Origin of the sequence: Micromonospora sp. M51 (genome assembly GCF_018070305.1) — a bacterium.
Lineage (GTDB): Bacteria > Actinomycetota > Actinomycetes > Mycobacteriales > Micromonosporaceae > Micromonospora > Micromonospora parva.
On the sequence record NZ_JAGPXZ010000394.1, the window covers coordinates 1 to 5,629 of the forward strand.

The following is a 5,629-nucleotide window of genomic DNA, read 5'->3' on the forward strand; positions in this document are numbered from 1 at the left end:
GGGTGGCGAGCACCCGGTCGAAGGCGGTCGGGGTGCCACCGCGCTGGATGTGACCCAGCACCACGGTGCGGGCCTCCTTGCCGGTCTTGGCCTCCAGCTGCTCGGCGAGCCACTGGCCGATGCCGCCGAGGCGGACGTGGCCGAAGGAGTCGAGCTCCTGGTTGGCGAGCACCATCTGGCCGTCCAGCGGCTGGGCGCCCTCGGCGACCACGACGATCGGGGCGTACTGGTGCTGGAAGCGCTTCTCGACGTAGCCGGCCACCTGGTCGACGTCGAACTGGCGCTCGGGCAGCAGGATCACGTTGGCGCCGCCGGCCAGGCCGGCGTGCAGGGCGATCCAGCCGGCGTGGCGGCCCATCACCTCGACGACCAGGGTGCGGTGGTGGCTCTCCGCGGTGGTGTGCAGCCGGTCGATGGCCTCCATCGCGATGTTGACAGCGGTGTCGAAGCCGAAGGTGTAGTCGGTGGCACCGAGGTCGTTGTCGATCGTCTTCGGCACGCCGACGACGTGCACGCCCAGCTCGTAGAGCTTGGTGGCCACGCCGAGGGTGTCCTCGCCGCCGATCGCGATCAGCGCGTCCACGCCCTGGGCGGCGAGGTTGTCCTTGATCCGCTCGACGCCGTTCTCGATCTTGAACGGGTTGGTACGGGACGAGCCGAGGATGGTGCCGCCGCGGGGCAGGATGCCGCGGACGTCGGCGATGTCCAGCGGCCGGGACAGACCCTCCAGCGGGCCCTTCCAGCCGTCCCGGAAGCCCACGAACTCGTGACCGTAAGTGGCGACGCCCTTGCGGACCACCGCCCGGATGACCGCGTTGAGACCGGGGCAGTCGCCGCCGCCGGTGAGCACGCCGATACGCATGATCCGCTCATCCTCCTGGAGCATCAGGTAAAGCCCGATTTGCCCCAGGATATGTGTCAGGTCAGACCATCGGCGCCGTTGCCGGCCCGGGGCGGGCCGTCACTGCGCACTGTAGTCGGCCCGCCGGTACGACGACAGCGCGCCCCGGCCACCCACCCCCGGTCAGTAGGTCACCTCGTGGTTCTCGCCGAGCTCCGGTGGCCGGCCGGTGACGGCGGACTTCGCGTAGCCGAGCAGGTTCACCACGGTGCTGCTCGGCGAGTCCCAGTACTCGGCGGAGCTGGCGTGCACCTTGATCAACGTCAGCCCTGGGGTGTCCAGCCCATCCGGGAACCACACCTTGAGCAGCGGGTTCCACAGCTGCTCGGCGCGGGCCCGGTCGAACCCCTCGGTGGCGGTGCCGGAGATCGACACCCAGGCGTTGTGCTTCTGGTCAGAGAAGGCGATGTTGACCTCCGGGTTCACCCGGATCTGGCGGACCTTGGCCGAGTCGGCAGAGGCGAAGAACCACAACTCACCGTCGAACTCGGCCTCCTGGAGCCCCATCGGCCGGCTGACCTGCCGCCCGTCCAGAGCGGTGGTGGTCAACATGCAGATCCGCGCGGCACGGGCCAGGCCGGTGACCCGGGCGCGCGCCTCCGCGGCGCTGGTCGGCTGGTCGCTCATGGCAATCTCCCTCGGCTCGGCTGGTCGAACCGTTGCCCGGGACAGAACCGGTCAAACCTAACGGCGGCGTGGCCACCACTAGCGGGCGGTCATCGCCCGCCAGCGGGCCAGATTGTGCCGGGCATCGACCAGAGCATCGTGCCGGGCCGCGTCCGCGTCCGGCAGGGGCGGCCTACCCCGGTCGTCCCAGAGCTGCCGCAGCTCCTTGGTGTAGCGGGGAATCTCCCGGGGCAGGGCCGGCATCGCACCCCAGAGCTGGGCGAGCACCACGTGGTCGTACGCGGCGAACCAGGCCCACAACTCCAGCTGCTCCCCCGGCCGGTCCCGGATCGGCTCGATGAGGAAGTCGTACAGGTCGTCGCGGATGCGCTCGCGCGAGCGCCAGGCCCGGTCCGCCGGGGATGGCAGCTTGTCCAGCACGTTGCGGCGGACCCAGGGCACGGCGCGGGAGTCGTCGAACTCGGTGGAGACCGCGTAGAACTCGCGGCCGTACTCGTCGACGACACCGATCGAGACGAGGTCGACCGTCGTGCCGTCCTCGATGAACTCGCAGTCGTAGAAGTAGCGGTAGACCATTCCGGGCATCTTCGCCCACCGCCGCTTCATCGTCCCCGGCGGGGCCCACCCCGCGCCCCGGCGACACCTTGTGAGTGGCGCGTCGCAGCTCGTGACGGTCACGGAAGTGCTTCGAGGGGTGTACAGCAAGCGACCGGACCGTCATGATCTGATGTGTACCGCTACCGGACGCCGAATCGGTGTCAGTTCACCTTGTCGGGGCCCATCAGGTTCGCCCGGTGAGCGAGTTGTGGTCCATGACCGGGGGAGGGGTTGGGCCGTGGAGGTTCGCCTGCCAGAGCCGGGTGACGCGCTCACGGGTGTGGAGATGTTCGCTGGGCTGGAGCCCGAGGTGCGGCAGCGCGTCATCGCCGCCGCTGTTCCACGTACCTATCGCAAGGGCCAACTGCTCTTCGTGGAGAACGACCCCGGCGAGTCACTGATAGTGCTGCGCCGTGGCGCGGTGGCCGTGTTTCGGACCGCGCCCACCGGCGAGCGGGCCGTGCTGTCGGTTATCCGTCCGCCGGACGTGCTCGGCGAAGTCTCCCTGCTCGACGCGTCCACCCGGTCCGCCTCGGCGGAGGCCATCGAGGACTGCGCGGCGCTCGCGCTGTCGCGGGGCGCGTTCATGGAGTTGGTGCACTCCAACCCCCGCATCCTGGACGCGGTGATGCGCTCACTGGGCGGGTTGATCCGCCGGCTCACCGAGCAGAACGCCGACCACGTCTTCCTCGACCTGCCCGGTCGGGTGGCGAAGACGCTGGTCCGGCTGGCCGGCGAGAGCCAGGCACCGATGATCACGATCGAGCTCAATCAGAGCCAGCTGGCCGAGATGGCCGGTGGTTCCCGGCAGAGCGTCAACCAGGCGATCGGCTCGTTCGCGAGTCGCGGCTGGCTGCGTACCGAGGGTCGTCGGATCGTGGTGACCGACGTGGCCGCGCTGCGTCGGCGCGCCGGCATGAACGACCGCTAATCGGTCGGCCGGCACCGGGCGGCTGCACGACGGGTGCGGCCGGCGGACCGAGGGCCCACCGACCGCACCCGGGCGATCAGTTCTCCGTGCTGTCGGCCGGCGGCGCGCCCGGCCCCGGACCGATCTTCTTCGGATCGGTCGGCTTACCAGCCGTGGACGTGCTCGACGAGGTGGTCGTGGTCTCCCCCGACCCGCCCGACTGACCCTCAGGCTCTTCCACCATGCCCTGCTCCTCCAGTTCGGCGAGAGTGACAGCATCGACGTCGATCGTGTCGCCCGGAGCCCACTGTGTGCCACCCGGATCGGTCCACGAGGCGGACAATCGTACTTGCACGGCACTCTCCCTGACATGAAACTTCCTGGTACGGAACACTAACCCCGGCCGATCGACGACGTTGCCCGTCCACCCGTCGGTTACCCGACTGGCGGGTCAGCCGCGATACTGGCCCCTCTCGCCCACGGAGCTGAACATCGACCTCAAGTGTGGACACTGCGCCCGCGCGGCCGGGCCGGACGACCGCTTCTGCGGCGGCTGTGGCCAGCCGCTCGGCGTCAACTGTGCGCACTGCGGGCACGCCAACAGCACCGAGGTCAACTTCTGCACCAGCTGCGGTCAGCCGCTGCGCGACCACGTCGTCGTGGTGCAGGAGGACCGGCGTCAGGTCAGCGTCCTCTTCGTCGACATAGTGGACTTCACCAGGTACGCGGAGCAGGCCGACCCGGAGCAGGCCCGCAGTCTGCAGCAGACCTACTTCGCCACGGTGCGCCGGATCGTGCACCAGTACGGCGGGGTGGTCGAGAAGTACATCGGTGACGCAGCGATGGCGCTGTTCGGCGCGCCGGTGGCCACCGACAACGACGCGTTGCGGTGTGTGCGCGCCGGCCTGGAGCTGCAGCGGAGCCTGGCCCGACAGCCCGCCGGTCCGCAGCCGCCGCTGGGCTTCCGGGTCGGCATCGCGACAGGCGAGGCCCTGGTCGACCTCTCCGCCACCCGCGACGGTGGGCAGGCGTTCGTCACCGGAGACGTGGTCAACACGGCCTCCCGCCTGCAGGGGTTCGCCCCACCGGGCGGTGTCGTCGTCGACGAGAGCACCTGGTCGGCCACCCGGCACGAGATGGAGTACGCCGACCAGCCACCGGTCACCCTGCGCGGCCGGTCCGCGGTGTGAGCCGGATCTGGCTGGCCGTCCAGGTCCGACCGCACCGGGACCCGCGCGGCGCCGAGCTGACCCCGATGGTGGACCGGGAGCACGAGCGCGGCCTGCTGGTCAACGCGCTGCACCGGATGGTGACCGAGCGGACCTCCCAGTTGGTGACGGTGTTCGGCCCGGCCGGTGTGGGCAAGAGCCGGCTGCTGCGCGAGCTGGCCCGCAACGCCGGCAGCATGCCCGGCCCACCGGTCACCTGGCTCGTCGGGCAGTGCCCGCCGTTCGGCGAGAACGTCACCTGGGCCGCACTGTCGGACATCGTGAAGACCTGGGTGGGCGTGCCGGAGGTCGACGACCCGGCCGCGCTGCGCGAGCGGCTGCGGGCCCGGCTGGCGCAGCTCGCCGACCCGCACGCGACCCGGCTGGCCGAGGCGCTCGGGCCGCTGATCGGCGTACCCGGCGAGCGGCTCACCCCCGGCGAGACCGAGGCGGCCTGGCGGCGCTTCCTGCTCGCCCTGGCCGCCACCGGTCCGACCGTGCTCGCCTTCGAGGACATGCACTGGGCGGACCAGGCGATGCTCGCCTTCGTCGAGCAACTCGGCGCGACGGCGCGCGGCATACCGCTGCTGGTCGTCGCGACCGCCCGCCCGGAACTGCGGGAACGGCACCCGGCCTGGACCGGCACGATCAGTGGCGCGATGTCCATCTCGGTGCCGCCGATGCACGACACCGACATCGACACGCTCTACTCGCTGCTTCTCGGGCAGTCGACGCTGCCCTCCGCCTCGCGTACCCCGCTGATCGAGTTCGCCGACGGCAACCCGCTCTACGCCCAGGAGTACGCCCGGATGCTGCTGGATGGTGGCCTGCTCGACGGCGTCGACTCGGTCGCCCGCCCCGACCTCGACGGCGGCCCGGAGATGCCCCGCACCGTGCAGGCGGTCATCGCGAACCGGCTGGACCTGCTGGACCCGGCCGACCGGGCGGTGCTCCAGGCCGCCGCCGTGGTCGGCGTGGTGTTCTGGGCCGCGCCGGTGGCGATGGCGCTGGGGCGGCCGGTGGAGTGGGTCGAGCGCGCGCTGGACCGCCTGCAACGTCGCGACCTGGTGTACGAGCAGAGCACGTCGACGATGCCCGGTCAGCCCGAGTACCGGTTCCGGCACATCCTGGTGCGCGACGTCTGCTACCAGCGGCTACCCCGGGCCGAACGGGTGCTGCGTCACCAACGCACCGCCGACTGGATGGCGCAGCTCACCGACGGCCGCCAGTACGACCTGGCCGAGGTGCTGGCCCACCATCGCTGGGCGGCACACGAGATCGCCCGCACCGTCGGGCTGGACACCGCCCCCTACGCCCCGCCGGCTCGGGCCGCGCTGCACCGGGCGGCCCGCCGGGCGTACGAGCTGCACGCGCTGGACACCGCCG

The 5,629-nt window shown here is 71.1% G+C and carries 7 protein-coding genes; 3 read left to right on the plus strand and 4 right to left on the minus strand.

Going from position 1 to position 5,629, the window contains the following annotated elements; all coding sequences use genetic code 11:
- The 3 genes from KBX53_RS20250 to KBX53_RS20260 form a co-directional block, all read right to left on the minus strand.
- Positions 1–862 (minus strand): 6-phosphofructokinase (locus KBX53_RS20250; RefSeq protein ID WP_210861030.1); only part of this gene is annotated, 862 nt, incomplete at its 3' end.
- Positions 863–1,024: 162 nt separating this feature from the next.
- The gene (locus KBX53_RS20255; RefSeq protein ID WP_030337708.1) at positions 1,025–1,528 is read right to left on the minus strand and encodes a pyridoxamine 5'-phosphate oxidase family protein; all 504 of its coding nucleotides are present in this window, start codon (positions 1,526–1,528) and stop codon (positions 1,025–1,027) included.
- Between the two features lie 78 nt (positions 1,529–1,606).
- Positions 1,607–2,104 carry a polyadenylate-specific 3'-exoribonuclease AS gene (locus tag KBX53_RS20260; protein ID WP_030337709.1) on the minus strand — a complete coding sequence of 166 codons (498 nt, stop codon included), beginning with the start codon at positions 2,102–2,104 and terminating at the stop codon, positions 1,607–1,609.
- A gap of 259 nt (positions 2,105–2,363) precedes the next feature.
- Here KBX53_RS20260 and KBX53_RS20265 point away from each other — a divergent pair, with 259 nt between their 5' ends.
- The gene (locus KBX53_RS20265; protein ID WP_030337710.1) at positions 2,364–3,056 is read left to right on the plus strand and encodes a Crp/Fnr family transcriptional regulator; all 693 of its coding nucleotides are present in this window, start codon (positions 2,364–2,366) and stop codon (positions 3,054–3,056) included.
- A gap of 76 nt (positions 3,057–3,132) precedes the next feature.
- On the opposite strand, the gene KBX53_RS20270 is transcribed toward KBX53_RS20265, so the two are convergent.
- A complete protein-coding gene (locus KBX53_RS20270; RefSeq protein ID WP_081884176.1) occupies positions 3,133–3,390 on the minus strand; it encodes a hypothetical protein in 258 nt (85 codons plus the stop codon).
- A gap of 61 nt (positions 3,391–3,451) precedes the next feature.
- Between KBX53_RS20270 and KBX53_RS36450 the strand changes: the two genes are divergently transcribed.
- Both KBX53_RS36450 and KBX53_RS20280 read left to right on the plus strand, forming a co-directional pair.
- Positions 3,452–4,225 carry an adenylate/guanylate cyclase domain-containing protein gene (locus KBX53_RS36450; RefSeq protein WP_247675925.1) on the plus strand — a complete coding sequence of 258 codons (774 nt, stop codon included), beginning with the start codon at positions 3,452–3,454 and terminating at the stop codon, positions 4,223–4,225.
- Positions 4,222–5,629: AAA family ATPase (locus KBX53_RS20280; protein WP_309140816.1), on the plus strand; the 1,408-nt coding region annotated here is incomplete at its 3' end. The genes KBX53_RS36450 and KBX53_RS20280, both read left to right, overlap by 4 nt.